At 66.0% G+C, this 18,567-nt stretch carries 13 protein-coding genes and 1 tRNA gene; 2 read left to right on the top strand and 12 right to left on the bottom strand.

From position 1 onward, the window contains the following. Positions 1 to 349: 349 nt before the first annotated feature. From FHJ30_RS06875 to FHJ30_RS06845, 7 genes are all read right to left on the bottom strand, one after another. Positions 350 to 2,890 carry a LuxR C-terminal-related transcriptional regulator gene (locus FHJ30_RS06875; protein ID WP_139028555.1) on the bottom strand — a complete coding sequence of 847 codons (2,541 nt, stop codon included), beginning with the start codon at positions 2,888 to 2,890 and terminating at the stop codon, positions 350 to 352. Between the two features lie 106 nt (positions 2,891 to 2,996). After that, positions 2,997 to 5,732: a LuxR family transcriptional regulator gene (locus FHJ30_RS06870; RefSeq protein ID WP_139028554.1), complete on the bottom strand. Its 2,736-nt coding sequence runs from the start codon at positions 5,730 to 5,732 to the stop codon at positions 2,997 to 2,999. A gap of 169 nt (positions 5,733 to 5,901) precedes the next feature. Continuing rightward, positions 5,902 to 6,495: an aminoacyl-tRNA hydrolase gene (pth, locus tag FHJ30_RS06865; RefSeq protein WP_139028553.1), complete on the bottom strand. Its 594-nt coding sequence runs from the start codon at positions 6,493 to 6,495 to the stop codon at positions 5,902 to 5,904. Positions 6,496 to 6,620: 125 nt separating this feature from the next. Continuing rightward, positions 6,621 to 7,238 carry a 50S ribosomal protein L25/general stress protein Ctc gene (locus FHJ30_RS06860; protein ID WP_139028552.1) on the bottom strand — a complete coding sequence of 206 codons (618 nt, stop codon included), beginning with the start codon at positions 7,236 to 7,238 and terminating at the stop codon, positions 6,621 to 6,623. 244 nt (positions 7,239 to 7,482) lie between these two features. Next, positions 7,483 to 8,463, bottom strand: coding sequence for a ribose-phosphate diphosphokinase (locus FHJ30_RS06855; RefSeq protein WP_139028551.1), 981 nt, complete (start codon positions 8,461 to 8,463; stop codon positions 7,483 to 7,485). 2 nt (positions 8,464 to 8,465) lie between these two features. Beyond that, the gene (glmU, locus tag FHJ30_RS06850) at positions 8,466 to 9,944 is read right to left on the bottom strand and encodes a bifunctional UDP-N-acetylglucosamine diphosphorylase/glucosamine-1-phosphate N-acetyltransferase GlmU (protein WP_139028550.1); all 1,479 of its coding nucleotides are present in this window, start codon (positions 9,942 to 9,944) and stop codon (positions 8,466 to 8,468) included. A gap of 102 nt (positions 9,945 to 10,046) precedes the next feature. Further along, positions 10,047 to 10,118 (bottom strand) — tRNA-Gln (locus tag FHJ30_RS06845). Positions 10,119 to 10,283: 165 nt separating this feature from the next. Between FHJ30_RS06845 and FHJ30_RS06840 the strand changes: the two genes are divergently transcribed. Further along, positions 10,284 to 10,910 carry a TetR/AcrR family transcriptional regulator gene (locus FHJ30_RS06840; protein ID WP_139028549.1) on the top strand — a complete coding sequence of 209 codons (627 nt, stop codon included), beginning with the start codon at positions 10,284 to 10,286 and terminating at the stop codon, positions 10,908 to 10,910. Positions 10,911 to 11,018: 108 nt separating this feature from the next. Here the strand turns inward: FHJ30_RS06840 and FHJ30_RS06835 are convergent, their stop codons facing one another. The 5 genes from FHJ30_RS06835 to FHJ30_RS06815 all read right to left on the bottom strand — a co-directional run bounded on the left by FHJ30_RS06835 (position 11,019) and on the right by FHJ30_RS06815 (position 17,269). Then, positions 11,019 to 12,842 (bottom strand): ABC-F family ATP-binding cassette domain-containing protein, encoded by a 1,824-nt coding sequence (locus FHJ30_RS06835; RefSeq protein ID WP_139028548.1) that lies wholly within the window; start codon positions 12,840 to 12,842, stop codon positions 11,019 to 11,021. A gap of 37 nt (positions 12,843 to 12,879) precedes the next feature. Beyond that, positions 12,880 to 13,842 carry a 4-(cytidine 5'-diphospho)-2-C-methyl-D-erythritol kinase gene (locus FHJ30_RS06830; RefSeq protein WP_139028547.1) on the bottom strand — a complete coding sequence of 321 codons (963 nt, stop codon included), beginning with the start codon at positions 13,840 to 13,842 and terminating at the stop codon, positions 12,880 to 12,882. Next, positions 13,839 to 14,708 (bottom strand): 16S rRNA (adenine(1518)-N(6)/adenine(1519)-N(6))-dimethyltransferase RsmA, encoded by an 870-nt coding sequence (gene rsmA / locus FHJ30_RS06825; RefSeq protein WP_139028546.1) that lies wholly within the window; start codon positions 14,706 to 14,708, stop codon positions 13,839 to 13,841. Before rsmA ends, FHJ30_RS06830 begins: the two co-directional genes overlap by 4 nt. 209 nt (positions 14,709 to 14,917) lie before the next feature. Further along, positions 14,918 to 16,108 (bottom strand): resuscitation-promoting factor, encoded by a 1,191-nt coding sequence (locus FHJ30_RS06820; RefSeq protein WP_171058952.1) that lies wholly within the window; start codon positions 16,106 to 16,108, stop codon positions 14,918 to 14,920. Between the two features lie 255 nt (positions 16,109 to 16,363). Further along, a complete protein-coding gene (locus FHJ30_RS06815; RefSeq protein WP_139028545.1) occupies positions 16,364 to 17,269 on the bottom strand; it encodes a TatD family hydrolase in 906 nt (301 codons plus the stop codon). Between the two features lie 162 nt (positions 17,270 to 17,431). On the opposite strand from FHJ30_RS06815, the gene FHJ30_RS06810 reads away from it, so the two are divergent. After that, positions 17,432 to 18,559 carry a MoxR family ATPase gene (locus FHJ30_RS06810; protein ID WP_139028544.1) on the top strand — a complete coding sequence of 376 codons (1,128 nt, stop codon included), beginning with the start codon at positions 17,432 to 17,434 and terminating at the stop codon, positions 18,557 to 18,559. The last annotated feature ends 8 nt before the right edge of the window (positions 18,560 to 18,567 follow it).

Raw genomic sequence — 18,567 nt, 5'->3', positions numbered from 1 at the left:
CGGCTGGGGGGAGAGTCTCGGTCTCAGAAGACTCTGACGCCGCCGGCCCCGTCTGGCCCGGTCACGGGGACCGGAAACTTGAGGAGCCTTGTACTGCTTTCGGCATTCTCTGCGGCTTTTGTTCGCCGCGTCCTTTGCTTCCTTAAGTAAATACTGCGGCGGCGGGACGTACACGAGTAGGCAGTACTCGAATTCTCGGACCAGGTACTACCGGGACCGCCCGGCTGATACCCGGGCGGGTGATGTGCGACGGCGGCCGGTGCCCTGTGCATCAGGCGGCAGCGGGCAGGGCAAAGTGCGGCTGTGCCGCGACGGCGCCGGGGCCGGTGTTTTTTGTACCGCTACTTGGCTACTTGGGGAGTGCTGCGTCGAGCTCATCCCGGCTGCGTACACCAAGTTTCACGTAGGTGCGGTACAGGTGTCCCTCAACTGTGCGGACGGACACCATGAGCCGCTGGGCGATCTCCCGGTCCGTGAGGCCCTGCACGGCGAGCTCGACAATGTCCTGTTCGCGGCGGGTGAGCTGGACGGCCGGGGTCGCGGCAATGAAACGGCCCTCCCGGAACCGCTCGCCGAGTTCGTGGTCACACTTTTCGCGCTGGGCGACGGCCTGCCTGGACCGGCGGCGCTCCCCTGACTGTTCCAGCACGGTGCTGGCGCGGGCGTAGGCCTCACGGGCGAGGTTGACGAAGCCGGATTCCTCCAGCGCGGCCGCGGTATCCATCAACGCATCCCCGTCGGCGGCTTGCCAGTCCGTGGCCAGTTTCAGCATCGCGGCTGCCCAACGGCCTTCCACGCCTTGCGCTGCGGTCTGCACCATGGGGATCACCGAGGGGTCCCCCAGGTCCCAGCCGAGTCCGAGGAGCTCCAGCAGCGTACCCGCCCTTGTAGAGGCCTCATTGGTCGTCATGAGCGTGTGCAGTGCAGCCAGGCCCTTGCCGTCCCGTGACAGGTACTCTGATGCGGCGGCAACGTAGGCGCGGGCAACAAAATCGTGGGCGGGCGCGCCTGCCACGGCGTCCTTGTAGTCCTGTTCGAGCCGCTTGCCCTGGGCAGTGTCCCCCAGCCGCGCCGCAACATAGAAACCCAGCGCAGACCCGAAACGGAACAGCTGGAGCGGATCGTTCAGCCGCAGCGCTTCGACCGCCGGCAGCAGCAGCTGGTACGCCCGTTCCATCCGGCCCTGCCGCAGCATGGAATAGCCGCGAAGCACCTGCAGGCTGCCGTTGAAGGTGGCGGCCGAGTGCGCATGGCCTGCAGCGTAGCTTTCGAGCTCACGCTCTGCGGATTCCCACTCCCCCATGGCAAGGTAATCGGCAACCAGCCGGCCCAGGACGTACTCCGAAAAGAAAAAGAGCCTCCCTTCCAGCGGCCGCAGGTCCGAGGCCGCGAACAGTGCGGCCTCAAGTCCTTCGGCAGCCTTACCAGCTGCGGCCAGGGCGTGTGCCAGGACGGCCTCTCCCACAACCCTGGCAACCGGCGCCTCTACCTCGGTGGAGCTGCGGTTCCTGAGGTCTGCCACGCGGCCGCGCAGTGCCTCCGCATCCAGGTCCGCACCGAGCTGCAGCAGCTGGAGAAGCTCCTCCCGCCACCCCGCAGCTGCCTCCGCCGGATCGGGGTGTTGTTCCCCCATTTCCTCTGCCAGGACGGCAAGGGGGCGGCCCGTCGCCTGATGGGCAGCAGCCCTCAGGAGCAGGACGGAAGGGCCCTCGGGGTGGCCTGCCAGCTGGTGCCAGCAGGAGTCAAGCAGGGCCGCAGCCTCGGGATACGAGGCCTCGTTGTACAGGGCGCGCGCTTGGATGGCACGGGCAAGCGGCAGGAACTCCGGGTCCTGCACCTTGGCAGCGATGGCGCGGGCGCTGTGGTTCCGGAAACGGGTCAATGCCTCGCGCGCGGCGTCCAGCATCTCGGCGTCGGGCACCCGCAGGCCACACTCGAGGGCCCATTCCACGGACCGCAGCCGGCCTTCGCCGCGCAGTGTGGCGGGGTCCTTGTGCTCCCGGATTTTTTCCAGGAGCTGCAGGCTGCGGGAAACCGAGATGGTGTTTCTGATGGCCTCCGCGAACAGGCCGTTCCAGACGGTCAGTTCAGCGGGAACGCCCGAGTTCTCGACCACCATCTGCTGGTCCAGCAGCGAGCGGACCACCGGCGCCCCGCAAATGTCCTCGATGACCTTCCGGCCCACCGGCCCGCCAAGCGCAATGAATTTCAGGGCTTCCTGTTCCTCCGGCCGGCGCCGGAGGTGGTCTTTTGTCACAACTGCCGTGAGCCGGACACCGTCCGTGGGCAACGGACCCAGCAGGACCCAGATTCCGTTCCGCTTGGCCAGTATCCCGGCTTCTGCAGCATCATGGAGCAGTGCGTCCAGGATCCGGGGGTTGCCGCCGGAGGCGCTCCAGACGGCGTCCACGGTGGCGTCCGGCACAGTCCCGTCAAGGACGTGGTCCAGGACTTCCTCGATATGTTCACGGTTCAGCGGTCGCAGGTCCACGCGTTCGGCAAGGCCGTCGTACCAGAGCTGGTCCAGCGGCTGCGGAAGGCCCGGCCGCGGCCTGGCAGCGGCAACCACTGTTGCCCAGCCGGCCGAAATCAGGTCCGCCACCACGCCGGCCGAAGCCTCGTCCAGGTAATGCGCGTCATCCACCAGGAGCAGGACAGGTGCTCCGTTTCCGGTCTTCAGTTTTTCGAAATAACTCCACATGGACCGCAGGACGGCAACCGGAGACACTGACTCCTCCGCAGTCAGCTCGCCGGTATAGGGAGTAAGGACGCCGAACGGCACGGCAGCAAGGGCAGAACTGCCGTGCAGCTGCAGAACGTTCAGGTCACCGCCGAAGCGTTCCGCGATCCCCTCCGTCAGGGATGACTTCCCTATGCCCGGCCCTGCCATGACAAAAACCGCCTGGCTGGAGTGGTTCCGGACTATGGTGCAGATCCGTTCCAGCGGCTCCCGCCGTCCGGTGAGGAGCCGGTGCGCGGTGGCAGGCTTATGGCCGTTAGACGAGTCCAGTCAGATCACCCCTGGAAGTTACACCGAGTTTCGTGAAGACCTGGTAAAGGTGGCCTTCCACGGTACGGACCGAGACGCCCATCTCCAGGGCGATGTCGCGGTTGGAGGCGCCCCGGCCGGCCAGCCGGGCAATCTGGCGTTCCCTGCTGGTCAGCAACGGGCTTCCGCTGCTGGGCACGATGGGCAGGTTCGAGACCGTGGCGGCGAGGATGTCCAGCCGGGCCTGTGCGGTCCGTGCGGTGAGTGAGTCGCCGTCCTGGCGTGCAAAGTCCACGGCCAGGGCCATGCACCGCGCCTCCACGGCATCCAGTTCGAGGGTGGCGGCCAATTCGCCACCTGAAAGGAGGGTCCTGGCGTCCTTCGTCCTGCTTCCCACAGCGATCAGCCGGGAAACCTCCGCGAGCGGGCCCTGGCGGTGGCCGGCAAGGTCCTCGAGCAGGCGGAAGTCGGCATCACTGCCGTTCACGGTGGCAGCGAGCAGGTTGATTCCGGCCAGGGTAAAGCGCCCGGCGTCCATGTCCTGCCGGGCGCACCGCTTGAGGCTGGTTACTGCGTCCGGATCGCCCAGCCAGCGGCCCGCCAGGAGCGAGCAGAACTCAACGATGCTGTCGGTGATGAAGCTGGACTTTCCCGGCGTCCTTTGCAGTTTGGCCAGGTACTTGCGCGCCTGGGCTGCGTTTCCGGTCTGGGCGTGGGCCAGTGCAGTGGCCGCGTACGCGCAACGGAGGGCCGCCTGGACCGGCTGAAGCTCCAGCTGCGCAGCGGCGGAGATCAGGGGGTCGAGGGCAGCCATGCCCCGGCCCGAATAGACGTAGGCGATGCCCGCTGCCAGTTCGGTTGCTGCGCTGCGGAAGGGAAGGCTGTGCGGCTCCTCCGTGGCCTGCGGACCCAGGAGGTCGATGCAACGCCGCCACTGACCCGCCGTCAGCAACACCAGGTAGGCCTCCCTGGTGTAGCGTTCCCGCAGGCCGACAATATGGGAGGCATCGCTGATCTGGCCGCCGAGCTGGCGCATGAGGCTGAGGGCGTCCATCTCGCGTCCGGTCATGGCGAGTGCGGTCATCAGCAGGATGGCCGAATTCATCCGGTAGCCGGTGTCCGGGTTCAGCGCAGGGTCCGCAGCCTTTTCAAGGTCCGGGATGATGGCAGCGTAATCGCCCACGAAGGCGCGGTATTCGAACCCGCTCAGGGCCACCCGGTTCGCCGCCGCGGCCGCAGGGTCCGGCCACGCACCGCTGTTGGGGGCCCTGTCCAGCCTTTGCCTGGCTTCGCCGAGCAGGTCCGGCACCTTGCCTGCAGCCTCCGGGAGCCGCATCATCACGTGCGACTTGGCGGCTATGACGTCCGCATATTCTTCGACGCCAAGGCTTTCCAGTTCCGGTTGCGAGATGTCGTCAAGTGCGGCCATGGCCTGGACCGGCATGTCCAGTTGCAGGTATGCGGCGGCTTTCTGCCGCTGGCCGGCCGTCCATTCCCGGTCCGTCCGCTGAAGCATTTCGGCGTACGTCAGGGCAAACCGCGGATCGAACAGCTGGACTGCCGCTTCAGCCGCCGCCAGTGCCAGGGCGGGATTCAAGTCCGCCTCGCATTCGTGCGTCCACGCCGCGAAGGCCATCAGCTCCTCCACGGTCATGGCGGCAGGATCAGGTTCCAAACCCGCCAGGAGCATGCTCCGCAGTTCCCTGCGGCGGGCAATGCTCAGCCATGTGCGCACCACGTCACCGATGTATTTTTCGCGCAACGAAACCCAGCGGTGGTCTGACTGGTCGATCTCCAGCAAGCCGCCGTCTTCCATGTCGGCCACCACTTCGGCCCGATAGATGGACGTCAGCCTGGACAGCTCAACCTTGCGGGCGCAGGAAAGCATTTCAATGACTTCCCGGGTTTCCGGCGTTTCCCTGGACCACCTGGACCGGACGATGTCGTCAAGGCTGGCCGCGCCGTCCAGCACCACTTTGTCCCGCAGTGTCCAGACCGAATCGGAGAGCACCAGGTTCCCGGACAGCTGCTGTTCGGTGACGAGCGCCTTCAGCAGCAACGGGTTGCCGCCCACCATGTGGTGGTAGGTGCTGACCAGGGATGCCGAGACTCGGTGTCCCAGCAGGGACAACAGGACCTGGCGGGTCTGCAGTTCATTGAGGTTGCTCAGCCGGACTTCGGTCAGCCGGTGGTCCGTGAGCAGCCAATGGAAATCGGCGGGAAGATCGCTGATCTTGGGGGCCACAGCAATGATTTTTGCCGTGCCCGTCAGCAGCACGTTGAGCAGCACTCCGGCGCTCATGTCGTCAATGCTGCCGGAGGTATCCAAGGTGATGACGCAGGGCCGGCCGGCCGCATCACTGCGGATCAGGGATGTAATGCCCCGGAGGATGGCCGTGGGTGAGCCCATGTAGGCCTGCGGAAGTCTCGCCAGGAGGAAGGAAAGGCAGCCGTAGGGCGTGGTGGAGCCGGCGGGTCCGCTGCGGAGCTGCAGCGACCACACGTCGGGACCGAGGTCCATCACGGCGGCACGTGCCAGGGAGGACTTTCCCACGCCGCGGCCGCCGGTGATCACCACCCCAAGGGAATCTGCGCTGGTCAGGGCCGTGCGGACTGTCTCAAGGTTGGCGCCGCGGGCAGGGGCAGACCAAAGCTTACCCTCCCGCCTCTCGGAGGTGTCTGTGTTCAGCCCGACGTGGTGAGGTGTTGACCCACGTCCCCAGCTGAGTGGCTCGATTGACATGAACTTTTCCCCTACATCCCGCTCTAGCGGGATGTAGCCCCATCGCTCCCCCGCATAGGTAGAAGACTACCCCGCCCCAGAGACAAGGAGACAGGGCCAAAGGCCTTAAGTTTGCAAAGTTACCGGAGATTTCAAGTTGATGGAGTAATTGAGTTACTGGAGTGACGCGTTACTGGCTCCCGGACTTCGCGGGGTGGAACTTCTGCTGCGCCGCCGTGAGGCCGTCACGCACCAGCGCTTCCACCGCGTCAGCTGCATCATCGAGGAGGAAGGGCAGTTCCTTGAGCTCGGCAGTGCCGAAGTCGCGGAGGACATAATCGGCGGTATCCATGCGTCCGGGCGGCCGCCCCACCCCCACCCTGACGCGGAGGTAGTCCTTGGTGGCCAGGGCCTTGGAGATGTCCCGCAGCCCGTTGTGGCCGCCTTCTCCCCCGCCGATCTTGAGCTTGACAGTATTAAAGGGGATGTCGATCTCGTCGTGGACCGCCACCACATGGTCCGGGGTGATGCCGTAGAAGTTTGCCAGGGCCGCTACGGGGCCGCCGGAAACGTTCATGTAGCTCATCGGCTTGGCCAGCACGAGGCGCGGTCCGCCGATGCCAAGGCGCCCTTCGAGGACCTGGGCGCGGGCCTTGTGGCTTTTGAAGCCGGCACCCATCCGGCCGGCAAGTTCGTCAAGAACCATCTGGCCGACGTTGTGCCGGTTGCCCTGGTACTGGGCTCCGGGGTTTCCGAGGCCGACAATCAGCCAGCTATCAGTCATGAGTCAATCCTAGGTGGGTGTCCCGCCGGGCTCGGCGCCGCAACGGGCAGTAGACGCAACGGGCAGTGGACATGCCAATGGCCGGACCCCGCGGGAGTCCGGCCATTGGCAGGGAATGCGGCTGATTACTCGGCTGCGGCTTCCTCGGTGGCTTCGGGAGCGGCCGCGGAAGCGCCTTCAGCTTCGCCGGCTTCTTCCTCGGGGGCTTCGATGGCCTCGGAGATGTTCACCACGAGCGCCTCGGCGTCGGTCAGCAGGACGGAGCCCTTGGGCAGCACCAGGTCCGAAGCGTGGATGTGCTCGCCGGCGCCACGGCCTTCGATGCTGACCTCAACGGCCTCGGGCAGGTGGGTTGCCTCGGCCTCGAGGGACACCACGGTCAGCTCCAGGTTGTGCACGGTGCCCGGGGCGGTTTCGCCGGCTACGTGTACGGGAACGTCAACGGTGACCTTCTCGCCCTTGCGGACGGTCAGGAGGTCGATGTGCTCGATGATCTGCTTGATGGGATCGCGCTGGACGTCCTTCACCAGGGCCAGGTGGCCTTCGCCGTTGATGTCCAGGGACAGCAGGGCGTTGGGGGTGCGGACTGCCAGCGTGGTGGCCTTGGCCGGAAGCGTGACGTGGACGGGCTCTGCGCCGTGGCCGTAGATGACGGCGGGGATGAGGTTGGCCATCCGGGCGCGGCGGGCGTAGCCCTTGCCGAATTCGGTGCGCAGTTCTGCTGCGAGCTTCTGCTCAGACATGGAAATCTCCTTGAATCCTAAACGGTGTTCAGCAAGGGCGGAGGTCTGTTGCGACCTTCAACGCCGGGCGGCCGGAGCCGGCCCATCCTAGAAGGGAGATTCAGACCCAGTCGATAACGGAGACCTGCAACGGGTTCCCGTCCATACGGTTACCGGTGCTCTCCCTCGCCAAGGTATCGCTGAACAGCTTACCAGCGCCGGGCCCGTTTCCTGAAAACGGGCCCGGCGCCGGCCAAGCGGAGTGTCAGGCGTTGCCGTCAAAAAGGCTGGTGACTGAACCGTCGTCGAACACTTCCCGCACGGCGCGCGCGATCAGCGGGGCGATGGAAAGCACCGTCAGCTGGGGGAACCGCTGGGACGCGGTGAGCGGCAGGGTGTTGGTGACTACCACTTCGCGGGCGCCGGACTCGGAGAGGCGCTTGGCGGCGGGATCGGAGAAGACGGCGTGGGTTGCGGCGATGATGACATCCTTGGCCCCTGCGTTTTTCAGCACCTGCACGGCGCCCGAAATGGTCCCGCCGGTGTCGATCATGTCGTCGATCAGGACGCAGGTGCGCCCCTCGATCTGGCCCACCACGGTCTTGGATACAGCCTGGTTCGGCACGGTCAGGTCGCGGCTCTTGTGCACAAAGGCGAGCGGGGCCCCGCCCAGGCGCTCGGCCCACTGCTCCGCGACCCGGACGCGTCCGGTGTCCGGGGAAACAACGGTGACGTTTTCGGCGGCAACGCGGGTGCGGATGTAGTCAGCGAGGAGCGGGATGGCCATGAGGTGGTCCACCGGGCCGTCGAAGAAACCCTGGATCTGCGAGGTGTGCAGGTCCACGCTCATGATGCGGTCCGCGCCGGCGGTCTTGTACAGGTCAGCCACAAGGCGCGCGGAGATGGGCTCCCGGCCCCGGCCCTTCTTGTCCTGGCGGGCGTAAGGGTAGAACGGCGACACCACCGTGATCCGCTTGGCGGAGGCACGCTTCAGCGAATCAATCATGATCAGCTGTTCCATCAGCCAATTGTTCAGCGGCGCGGGATGGGCCTGGATGACGAAGGCGTCCGTGCCGCGGACGCTTTCACCGGCACGTACATAGATCTCACCGTTGGCGAAGTCATAGGCGTCCACCGGCAACAGGTCCGTACCCAGTTCCTTGGCGATCTCCTTGGCCAACTCCGGGTGGGCCCGGCCGGTTGCGAGCACCAGTTTCTTCTCGCCGCGCGCCGTAATTTCGCTCATGGTTACTTGCCCTCTTCTGTAGGTGCCGGGGTACTTGAGGAATCTGTGGTGGCCGCCTGGGCCAGTTCAGCGGAGCGGGTCCCCGGGCGGTTGGCCGCGACCCATCCCTCGGCATTGCGCTGGACGGCAACGGTCACCGCGAGCGCTCCCGCCGGCACGTCCTTGCGGATCACGGCGCCGGCGCCGCTGTAGGCCCCGTCCCCCACGGTGACCGGGGCAACGAACACCGTGTTGGAACCTGTCCGGACACCCGAGCCGATGACCGTTCGGTGCTTCTTCTCGCCGTCGTAATTTGCCGTGATGTTGCCGCAGCCGATGTTGGTGTCCTCGCCGATTTCGGCATCGCCGGCATATCCGAGGTGTGACAGCTTGGAGCCGCGCCCAATGGTCACGTTCTTGGTTTCGTAGAAGGCACCGATCTTGCCGGTATCCCCCAGGACAGTGCCCGGACGCAGGTAGGTGAAGGGCCCGACGGCGGCGCCCGCACCGATGATGGCACCGGATCCGTGGGTGCGGGTGACCTTTGCGCCCTCGCCGATGGCGACATCCGTCAGGGTGGTGTCGGGGCCGACGACGGCGTCCCTCGCCACGGTTGTGTCGCCGTGGAGTTGGGTGTTGGGAAGGATCCGGACGTCCTCGTCCAGGGTTACGGACGAGTCGATCCAGGTGGTGGCGGGGTCCACTACCGTGACGCCGGCGCGCATCCAGGCCTCAACGGTGCGGCGGTTCAGTTCTGCGCCGAGGGCGGAAAGCTGGACGCGGTCGTTGGCGCCTTCCACCTGCCAGCGGTCCGCGGTGACGACGGCGGCAACGCGGCCGCCTGCCTTCCGTGCGAGTCCGAGCACATCAGTGAGGTATTTCTCGCCCTGAGAGTTGTCGGTGGTGACGTGGGTGAGTGCGTCCCGGAGGACGGCGGCGTCAAAGGCGTAAATGCCGGAGTTGACCTCACGGATCAGGCGTTCGGCGTCGGAAGCGTCCTTGTGCTCGCGGATGCCCGTGACGGTGCCGTCCTCACCGCGAAGGATCCGGCCGTAGCCGGTGGCATCGTCAAGATCGGCGGTCAGCACAGTCACGGCGTTGGCCTCGCGCTGGTGCGTGGCAACCAGTTCCGCGAGCAGTTCGCCGGAGAGCAGGGGCACGTCGCCGTAGGTGACCACCACGGTGCCCGTAAGGTCCTCTTCCGCGTCCAGGGCCTGCAGGGCCACTTCCACTGCCCGGCCCGTACCGGGAATGTCGTCCTGGTCCACGATCAGGGCCGCAGGGTCCAGTTCGGCGACGTGGCGTGCCACCAGGTCGCGTTCGTGGCGGACCACGATGGCCAGCTGCCTGGGGTTGACGCTGCGGGCGGCCAGCAAGGCGTGGCCCACCATGGACCGGCCGCCGATCTCATGGAGGATCTTGGGGGTACGCGACTTCATCCGCGTACCGGCGCCTGCCGCCAGAACGATTACTGCGGCCGGGCCGGTATTCTCGGGGATCACGTACGGGCTCTCCTTGCTTGGTTACGCTTGGCGCTTACGGTATCCGGCCAGATTTGCGGGCGGCACCGTATGTCATCCTACTGAACGCTCCTCGCACAGCAGTTCCGCCCATAGGATTCGAACCTATACTCCACGGCTCCAAAGGCCGGGGTGCTGCCATTACACCAGAGCGGACCATGCCCTGGCGCGCGGCCGGGCACAAGTAGTTATTTTGCCACGGGTTCGGGGCGCCGCGCGACACGGACCGTTCATCCCCCGTTCCCGTCCCGCCCCTCCGCTTTCCCGGTGCGGCCCGAGCGCCGCGAATTCCGCCGGGAACGCGTAGTGCATGATGGAACGGTGAGCAACAACCCCCCGCGGAGACGGATGACCGGACTTCAGCGGCGGAGCCAGCTGATCGACGTCGGACGCGGCCTCTTCGCTGTCCGGGGGCTCGACGGCACCACCATCGAAGAAATTGCGGCCTGCGCCGGAGTGTCCAAGCCTGTCATCTACGAACACTTCGGCTCCAAGGAGGGCCTGTACACCCAGGTGGTGGACCACGAGTTCCGGCTCCTCCTGGACTCGATCAACGCTGCCCTTACCGAGGAAGCGAAGCCGCGCGTCCTGGTGGAACGTGCCGCCCTGGCCCTGCTCACCTACATCGAGGAGCGCACGGAAGGCTTCCGGATCCTGATGCGGGACGCGCCGCCGTCGCAGCCGGAAGGCGCCTTCTCCACGCTGCTCTCGCACGTGACCGCGAAGGTGGAGCACATCCTCTCCGACGAGTTCGACCGCCGCGGCTTCAGCGCGCGGGACGGCGCCATGTACGCCCAAATGCTCGTCGGCATGGTGGCCATGACCGGCCAATGGTGGCAGGACTCCCGCCAACCCGACAAGCACACGGTGGCCGCCCACCTGGTCAACCTCGCCTGGAACGGCCTGACCGGCCTCAAAAAAGACCCGGAACTGCAGTCTGAACTCTAGGCCTCGCCGTGGTTCCGTCCGCGGCGAAGGGGGTCATCCTCTGCATGCTGGCTCGTTCCTCGCCTCTGACGCATGCTGCCGGATAACCCCCTTCCCCGCTTGTGAGGGTCAGTCGCCCAGGAGTTCCGAGGACTCCAGCCATTCGAGTTCCAGGGCGTCCTTTTCGTCGGCCAGGTCCTTGAGCTGCTTGTTCTGTTCTGCCAGGGCGTCGAAGTCGGACTTCTCCGTGCTCTTGACCATGTCGTCGTGAAGCTTCTTTTCCAGCTGGTCCAGCTTCTTGATCTGCCGTTCGATCCTGTTGAGGGCCTTCCGCGCGTCGCGCTTCTCTGCTTCTGAGGCCCCGGCGGGGGCTGCGGGGCTGCTGCCGGCGCTGGTGACGGGGTTGCCGCCGCCGGTGACCGTGGATCCGGCCAGCGCTGATTCGCGCAGCTCGAGGTACTGGTCCACGCCGCCGGGCAGGCCGCGGAGCTTGCCGTCGCCCAGGAGTGCCATCTGGTGGTCGGTGACCCTTTCCAGCAGGTAGCGGTCATGGCTGACCACCACCAGCGTTCCGGGCCAGCCGTCCAGGACGTCCTCGACGGCGGCGAGGGTGTCGGTGTCAAGGTCGTTGGTGGGTTCGTCCAGCATCAGCACGTTGGGTTCGCCAACCAGCAGCCGGAGGAGCTGGAGCCGGCGGCGTTCGCCACCGGACAGGTCCTTGACCGGGGTCCACTGCTTCTCGTTGGTGAAGCCCAGCTGTTCCACCAGCTGACCGGCACTGAATTCCTTGCCGCCCACGTTGAAGGACCGCTTCTCCCGCTCAATCACTTCGATGACGCGGAGGTCCTTGACGTCGTCGAGTTCCTTGACCTCCTGGGTCAGGACAGCGGTAACCACGGTCTTGCCCCGCTTGACCTTGCCGGCGTCCGGCATGATCTCACCGTTGAGGAGCTTCAGGAGCGTGGTCTTGCCGGCACCGTTGACGCCCACCAGCCCCAGGCGTTCGCCGGGGGCAAGGCGCAGGGTGATGTTGTCGAAGAGCTTCCGCCCGTCGTCGGCGCCCTGGAAGTCGAGGGAAACATTCTCCAGGTCCAGCACGTCCTTGCCCTGGCGCGCCGTGGCCATCTTGCTGAGGGCCATGGAGTCCCGGGGCTCAGGCACGTCGGCGATGAGGGCGTTGGCGGCCTCGATCCTGAACTTCGGCTTTGCCGTCCGCGCCGGTGCACCGCGGCGGAGCCAGGCGAGTTCCTTCTTCACCAGTTGCTGGCGCTTGCCCTCAACAACCGACGCCATACGGTCCCGCTCGGCACGGGCCAGCACGTATGCGGCATAACCGCCTTCAAAGGGGTCAACGATCCCGTCGTGGACTTCCCAGGTCTTATTGCAGACTTCGTCGAGGAACCACCGGTCGTGGGTCACCACCAGGAAGGCGCCCTGGTTGGCCCGCCAGCGCGTCTTCAGGTGGCGCGAAAGCCAGGCCACACCCTCCACGTCCAGGTGGTTAGTGGGCTCGTCCAGCATGATGACGTCGTGGTCCTCGATCAGCAGCTTGGCCAGCGCCACTCGCCGCTTCTGGCCGCCGGAGAGCGCGTGGACGTTGGCATGCCAATCGACGTCGGACACCAGCCCGCCCATGATCTCGCGGATCTGCGGATTCCTCGCCCACTCGTAATCCGCCTGGTCCCCCACGATCGCCGCGCCTACCATCAGGTCGCCGTCGAGCACGTCGCTTTGGTCCAGGTAGCCCACGTTGACGTCGCCGCGCTTGGTGACGCGGCCCGAATCCGGCGTGGAGCGCAAGGCCAGCAACCGCATCAGCGTGGATTTACCATCGCCGTTGCGCCCCACCATGCCGATCCTGTCACCCTCTTCGAGCCCCAGGGTGATGCCGTCCAGGACGGTTCGGGTTGCGTAGGAGACCGTCAGGTTCTCGCCGCCAAGAAGGTGTGCCAAAAGGAACTGCTTTCTGCTTCAGGTAAAGACTGGAGTTTTAGATGAGGGTGTCGGAAATGATGCGCGCCCCCGGGACCGGGCCGTGGACGGCGAGGGCCGTCAAGCCGTAGTGCCGCAGATCCGTGGCCAGGCCTTCAGCGGCCACCGAATCATCAGCCAGCAGGGCCACCGTTGGCCCCGATCCGGAGACGATGCCCGCAATAGCTCCGTGCGATTCTCCGATACCCAGCGTATCGCGCAGGGCGGGCGCCAGTTCAATGGACGCCCGCTGGAGGTCGTTGACCAGGACGCGGCTCAGCGCTTCGGCGTCACCCCCGCGCAAGGCGGTAAGGATCTTCGGGTCCACCCCGGTGGGTTCGGCGGCGTTGATGCCGGCCGCTTCCCGGAGGCGGTCAAGGGTTCGGTACACCTCGGGTGTGGGGAGTCCGTAGTCTGCGGTTACTAAAACCCAGTGGGTCTGCGCTTTGGCCAGCGCCGGCGAGAGCTCGTCGCCAACGCCCAGGCCAACGGCTGTGCCGCCGAGGAGGGAAAAGGGGACATCGGCACCCAGCTCGGCTGCCAGGTGCGCCAGCTCTTCCCGGGACAGCCCACTGTTCCAGAGAGCGTCGCATGCCAGCAGGGTTGCGGCAGCATCGGCCGAACCGCCGCCCATGCCTCCGGCCACAGGCACGCGCTTGGTGATTTCCAGGTGGACTCCGGTGGTGTGCTCGGAGACGTCCGCCATGATCGCGGCTGCCTTGTGGGCAAGGTTGCTTCCGTCGAGCGGGATGTCTGCGGCATCCAGGTCCACCGTGCTGGCGGGGCTGAGGCTGATGGTAATCCCGGGCGCCTCCGTGCTGGTGGCGGCCACTTCCTCGTAGAGGGAAACCGCCAGGTAGACGCTGGCGACCGAGTGGTAGCCGTCCGGACGCAGCGGCCCCACTTCCAGTGAGACGTTCACCTTCCCGGGGGCTTTGACGCGGACAGTCCTGGCAGCGAACCGTCCCGCCAGGGCGCTCATGCCAGCGCCTGCTTGGCTTCCGCGATTTTCGCGAAGGCTTCGATGCCGATGACCTCGCCCCTGGCGGTGGGGTCGACGCCGGCCGCGACGAGGCAGCGCTCTGCTTCCGGCGCCCCGCCGGCCCAACCGGCCAGGGCGGCCCTCAAGGTCTTGCGCCGCTGGGCGAAGGCGGCGTCCACCACGGCGAAGACCTGTTCCCTGGTGGCTGTGGTGACCGGGGGCTCGCGCCGGGTGAAGGCCACCAGACCCGAATGGATTTTGGGGGCCGGCCAGAAAACGTTCATGCCGATCACTCCGGCTTTGCGCATCTGGCTGTACCAGGCGGCCTTTACCGACGGAACACCGTAGGTTTTGGAACCCGGGCCTGCGGCCAGCCGGTCCGCAACCTCGTCCTGGACCATCACCAGTCCGTGCTGGAGGCTGGGGAAGTGCTGGAGGAGGTGCAGCACCACAGGAACGGCGACGTTATACGGCAGGTTGGCCACCAGCGCGGTGGGCTGCACCGGCAGCTCCGTGACCTTCATGGCATCGGCGTGCACAAGGTGGAAGGACCCCGCGGCGGCCGGGCGCCACTCCTTAACTGTTTCCGGCAGTTTGGCGGCGAGCACCGGGTCAATTTCAACTGCCACCACCGAGGCCGCGGCATCGAGCAGTCCGAGGGTCAGGGATCCCAGTCCCGGTCCCACCTCCAGCACGGTCTCGTCCGGGCGCACGTCCGCGGCGGCGACGATCCTGCGGATGGTGTTGCCGTCGATGACGAAGTTCTGGCCGAGGGTCTTGGTGGGGCGGACGCCGATCTCCTCCGCGAGCCGGCGAATGTCGGATGCACCGAACAGCGGTGCGGGCGCGGGGATCGGTTCAGTCACCTAGGTATCCTATCCCGCGCGGCATATCGGGCCCCGCCGGGAGAACAACCAGGGCGAAACAGGCAGGGCGAAAGCAGGCACGGAGAAACTGCCAGCGAGAAACCGGGCCGGAGGAATCTGACCCGACAGCCGCCCGGTTAAACGGCTGCGGCCGGGCCCGGGTATCCGGGACCGGCCGCAGCGCCCTGGCGGGCGGGCAAAGACGTTGCTCAGCTGGTGGCAGCCCAGCCGCAACCCCAGGGCTGCAGGCCGCGCTGGGCGTAGACGCGGTTGGCGATGTCGATCTGCTGGGCCTTGGTGGCCAGGCTGGCGTTGGGGGCGTACGCGCCGCCGCCGGAGCCAATCCAGGTCCGGATGTCGAACTGCAGGCCGCCGTAGTAGCCGTTGCCGCTGTTGATGCTCCAGTTTCCACCGGACTCGCACTGGGCAATCTTGTCCCACATGGCTTCGTTCATCATTGCCGGAGCAGCTGCGCCGGTGTTGGTTCCTGCGGCTGCGGGGCCAGCCTGCGCAACGGGCTTGGGCTTGGTGCCCACGGTGACCTTCTCAGCCACGGGCTGGACCGAAACAGTCTCCGACACCAGGGTGCGGGAGGCTTCGCGGCCGTCCACCATGACCAGCTTGAAGGTCTTCTCCAGCTTGCCGGCGGCACCCTTCTGGGTAACTTCCTTTTCGCCCTTAAGCAGTTCAGCGCTCTCACTGGCAACCGTCTCGAAGGGGACGGCCTCGCTGGTCACCGCGGTCTGGCTGTTGTCCACGCGGGAGACCTTGATCACCATGTTGTTCACCACGTGCGCGTTGGCCGGCTGCGAGGTGCGGTCGTTGGCACCAAGTGTCAGGCCGGCATCTTCGAGGACCTTGCCCACGGTGCCGGCGGTGGTGGTGGCAGTGTCCACCTTGCCGTCGGCAACAATGCTGACGCTCTTGGGGGTGGAGATGGAAACGTAGGATCCGGCAACGGAAAGCTGGGCATCCTTGGGGACGGACACCGAGGACGCACTGGCCACACCAAGTTCAGTGACCAGGCCCGCGACGTCCTGGGCCGTGGTGTTCACCGTTTTCTCGGCGCCATCGAGGCTCACCTTGACTTCTTTGGCCTTGTTGACGTTGATGACCGTGCCGTTCTGGACCGACGCATCGACGGCAGGGGACACACGGTCCGCAGGGTTGAGTTCCAGATTGGCGCTCTTGACCACCTGGCCAACCGTTCCGCCGAACGTCTGCACGGACGAGACCTTGCCGTCAACATTGAGTGTGATGGTCTTGTTATTGCCGACGAAGGCTACTAGGCCCACCACCAGTGCGCAGAGCACCAGCAGTTGCGCGCCAACCTTGACGAAGCTGAACTTACCGTCCGACGTAAAGAACTTGATCACGATTGCCCGTAACTTTAGGTCCATCCGGGCACGGGGAAACGCGCAATAAAATGCCCGGTACCGCCGTGAAGGGCAGTCCGGGCACCGTTGCACCGCCAAAAACTCCGCTCAACGCGCAGGCCGGGGCAACGCCCGGCAGCCTGCTGCAGAAAGAAGTGAATTACCCGCTGGCCTTCCCCGACCCCGGCTAATATTTGTCCACTGTAACCGTAGCGTTATAAACCAGCCAACAATTCTGCATACCGGGTATCTAGATGGTAACGCCTGGCCAACGTCGGCTTAGTCCCAGGTTCCGTATGCCCGCACGGTATTTTCCCCGATTACGGCGCACAGCTCTGCAAGGTCTGTTCCTGTCAATTCGGCCATGGCCCGGACCGTGTAAGGGACCATGTAACTGGCGTTCGGCCTCCCGCGGTGGGGATGCGGCGTAAGGAACGGCGCATCGGTTTCCACCAGGACCAGGCCGGGGTCCGCAGCGGCGAGGGCCCGGCGTAGATTCGCCGCGTTCCGGAAGGTCAACGTACCTGCGAAGGACATCCACCACCCTTCCTCGTTGCAGATCCTCGCCAGCCCTTCATCACCGGAGAAACAGTGGAAGACCACCCGCCCGGGTGCGCCTTCTTCCCTTAGTACCTGGACGACGTCGTCATGCGCGTCCCGGTCGTGGATCTGGAGCGTGAGGTCCAGGCGCTTGGCGATGTCGATATGGCGCCGGAAGGAGTACCGCTGATGCGCCAGCCCCTCCCCCTCGGTGCGGTAAAAATCGAGTCCGGTCTCCCCGATCGCCCGGATGCGGGGGTGGGAGGCGAGCTGCTCAATCTCTGCGAGCGCTTCTTCCAGTTGGCCCCGGGCGGCGTAGCGGGGGGCGTCGTTGGGATGCAGCGCCACCGCCCCCAGCAGCCGTTCGTCCAGGTCCACCGCCCGGACCGTGAAGCGGGACGATTCAAGGTCGCAGCCCACCTGCACTGCCCCCTGGACGCCCACAGCCGCGGCCGCATCCATCGCCGCCTTCACCCCGACAGGGGCGTGTCCATCCGGGAAGTCAAGGTGGGTGTGGTTGTCCATAACGGGCACCGGCAGGGGTTCCGGGGCTGGCGGAAACGCCTTTTGCCGCAAACTCCCCGGTTCCGGTGCGCCTGCCGTTGCAGGGTCCTGGTAAGCGGCGGGAGGAAGCGAAGTGCACATCCGTCCAGCCTAGCCGCGGATGGTGCCGCATATTTGTCGGAACTCTCTGTCTGCCGTGGCAGTTGTGTTAGTAGTCTGGTACGAACACATGCGAACGCCCACCCGACGGGCGAAGGCAGGCTTGCTGTCCCGTCCAGGTGAACCCGGGCTGAAAGGTTGCCGATGGAACCCCACCGACGCATTGCCAACGATGTGAGCGCTGTGAACCGGAACCTGGCGGGCATCGCGGACCCCGTCAGCCATTTGAACGGCCACCGCCCCGCAGCCATGGACGCTGCTTCCTTCCATGCGGCGAGCCAGCGCATCCTCACGTCCGTTAACACTGTCATCGATGGGAAATCCGACGCCGCCAAACTGGCGCTGACCGTGCTGCTGGCCCAGGGGCACCTCCTGCTGGAGGATGTCCCTGGGGTGGGTAAAACACTCCTCGCCAAGACGCTGGCGCGTACCATCGACTGCACCGTCAACCGGATCCAGTTCACCCCGGACCTGCTGCCGTCCGACGTGACGGGTGTGTCCATCTACAACCAGTCCACCCGGCAGTTTGAGTTCCGCCCGGGCGCTGTCTTCGCCAACATAGTCATCGGCGACGAAATCAACCGCGCCTCGGCCAAAACCCAGTCCGCGCTGCTCGAATGCATGGAAGAGCACCAGGTGACGGTGGACGGCAACTCGTACCGGCTCGACGAGCCGTTTATGGTGGTCGCCACCCAGAACCCCATCGAAATGGAAGGGACCTACCCGCTGCCGGAGGCCCAGCGGGACCGTTTCATGGCCAGGATCTCCATGGGATACCCGGACAAGGACGCCGAGATCGAGATGCTCGAAACGCACCAGGCCACCTCCCCCCTGGCCAAGGTCTCTGCCGTTGTCACCGCCGCAGAGGTGGCCGCCATGGTCACCACCGTCCAGCAGGTTTACGTGTCCCAGGCGGTCAAGGAGTACACCGTGTCCGTGGGCAGGGCCACCAGGGAAAGCCCGCTGCTGCGGCTGGGCGCCAGCCCCCGGTCCATGCTGCAGCTGCTGCGCGCGGCGAAGGCCACCGCAGCCCTCGACGGGCGCGACTTCGTCCTGCCGGACGACGTCGTCCACGTCGCCGAAGCCGTCCTGGCACACCGGATCATCCTGGACCGCAAGGCTGCGGGCGCCGGCGAAACCCCACACAGTGTCCTGAGGGGGATCCTGTCCCGCCTTCCCGTCACGCCCGGGACCGCGGGAGCCGGCACCAGGGCTCCCGGGTCCGCCGGCAGGACGGCTGCCCCGGTCACCGGCCTGGGCAGGAACCACTAGGCGGCTGC

It is taken from the genome of Arthrobacter sp. BB-1 (assembly GCF_006151685.1).
Taxonomy (GTDB): Bacteria; Actinomycetota; Actinomycetes; order Actinomycetales; family Micrococcaceae; genus Arthrobacter.
The sequence above is the reverse complement of the archived record's forward strand: the minus strand, read 5'-3'. Positions and strand labels throughout refer to the sequence as shown.

Excerpts from the sequence above, each read along its gene's own strand:
- FHJ30_RS06875 (WP_139028555.1), bottom strand. The coding sequence starts at position 2,890 with ATGGCAGGGCCGGGCATAGGGAAGTCATCCCTGACGGAGGGGATCGCG.
- FHJ30_RS06870 (WP_139028554.1), bottom strand. The coding sequence starts at position 5,732 with ATGTCAATCGAGCCACTCAGCTGGGGACGTGGGTCAACACCTCACCAC.
- pth (WP_139028553.1), bottom strand. The coding sequence starts at position 6,495 with ATGACTGATAGCTGGCTGATTGTCGGCCTCGGAAACCCCGGAGCCCAG.
- FHJ30_RS06860 (WP_139028552.1), bottom strand. The coding sequence starts at position 7,238 with ATGTCTGAGCAGAAGCTCGCAGCAGAACTGCGCACCGAATTCGGCAAG.
- FHJ30_RS06855 (WP_139028551.1), bottom strand. The coding sequence starts at position 8,463 with ATGAGCGAAATTACGGCGCGCGGCGAGAAGAAACTGGTGCTCGCAACC.
- FHJ30_RS06830 (WP_139028547.1), bottom strand. The coding sequence starts at position 13,842 with ATGAGCGCCCTGGCGGGACGGTTCGCTGCCAGGACTGTCCGCGTCAAA.
- FHJ30_RS06820 (WP_171058952.1), bottom strand. The coding sequence starts at position 16,108 with ATGGACCTAAAGTTACGGGCAATCGTGATCAAGTTCTTTACGTCGGAC.
- FHJ30_RS06815 (WP_139028545.1), bottom strand. The coding sequence starts at position 17,269 with ATGTGCACTTCGCTTCCTCCCGCCGCTTACCAGGACCCTGCAACGGCA.
- FHJ30_RS06810 (WP_139028544.1), top strand. The coding sequence starts at position 17,432 with ATGGAACCCCACCGACGCATTGCCAACGATGTGAGCGCTGTGAACCGG.